Raw genomic sequence first — 988 nt, forward strand, 5'->3', positions numbered from 1 at the left:
AGGAGGATGTCGGCGCAGATCGCGTTCGAGGTGATGCGGTGATGGCCCGGATGTTCGGGCTGTCAGATGCCGAAGTCACCGAAGGTATCTCGCGCGCACATCTCATGTCGCTCTTCCATCCAGAAGACGTCGATCAGGACCCCGAGCTTCGCCGAAGCGTGCGCGATGAGGGCGGACTGTTCGTGTGGGAGCACCGCATCGTGCCCGCGCCCGGCGTCGTCCGCTGGGTGCTCGCCCGAGGTCACTATAAGCGGGACACCAAGGGGCGGATGTGTGGCCACGGGATCGTCATCGACGTGACCGACAGCCGGACCGATGGACCAGCAAGCTTCCTCGCGGCCTACGAGGCGCCGGGTGCTGTTCTGGAACACATCGCTGATTGCGCGATCGAAGCCTGCGAGCTGATCCGTACCCTGGAGGCGGACAAGTCGGTTCGGCTTCGTCCGTTGATCGAGGCCCTCCTGCACGAACTTGGTCGACAGCTCGCAGCTTCGTTGCAAGACGAACCAGCAGCTCCGAAACGGCCGCGGAGCGCCAGGATCCACTGAGCGTGTTCCGAAATATCGACGCTCCCTCGCCCCGTGAGCAGATCGGAGCAGGGCTGAGCTAGCGAGGGTTACAGCAGGGTCGGGTGAGCCGACATGACGGCGGCCGCCAGCACCGTCCGAAACGCCTTCTCCTGCGGTCCTGACCGGTCCACCGCCCCGAAGGCGGGGGTCGCGTTCACGAGAGCTGCGATGTCCACGCTGTGGCCGCTGTCGAAGCGGTAGGGGCCAGCCATTGGATCTCGCAGGTAGACGTCGATTGCCCCGCTGATCTCCTGGCTGGTGACGACGCCTGCCTTGCGCAGGTCCGCGAGGGTCGAAGCTCCGCGGAAGGACACCGATCAGCACGCAGCCGGGAAGCCGCAGCAAAAGTGCAGCGGCGTCGGCGTCGGTCGCACAGGGTCCAGTCCCCGATCATATCCCGGCACCCTGTCGCTCGGCAC

Annotated in this window: 2 protein-coding genes; one reads left to right on the forward strand and one right to left on the reverse strand. The window is 65.6% G+C overall.

What is annotated here, in order from left to right; genetic code table 11:
• Positions 1 to 548 (forward strand): PAS domain-containing protein (locus tag MKK69_RS00165; RefSeq protein WP_243964616.1); only part of this gene is annotated, 548 nt, incomplete at its 5' end.
• A gap of 68 nt (positions 549 to 616) precedes the next feature.
• Here MKK69_RS00165 and MKK69_RS00170 read toward each other — a convergent pair.
• Entirely contained in the window at positions 617 to 883 is a 267-nt protein-coding gene (locus MKK69_RS00170; RefSeq protein WP_243964618.1) for a hypothetical protein, read from the reverse strand.
• Positions 884 to 988 lie beyond the last annotated feature (105 nt).

The sequence above is a fragment of the Methylobacterium sp. J-026 genome (assembly GCF_022829585.1).
Lineage (GTDB): Bacteria > Pseudomonadota > Alphaproteobacteria > Rhizobiales > Beijerinckiaceae > Methylobacterium.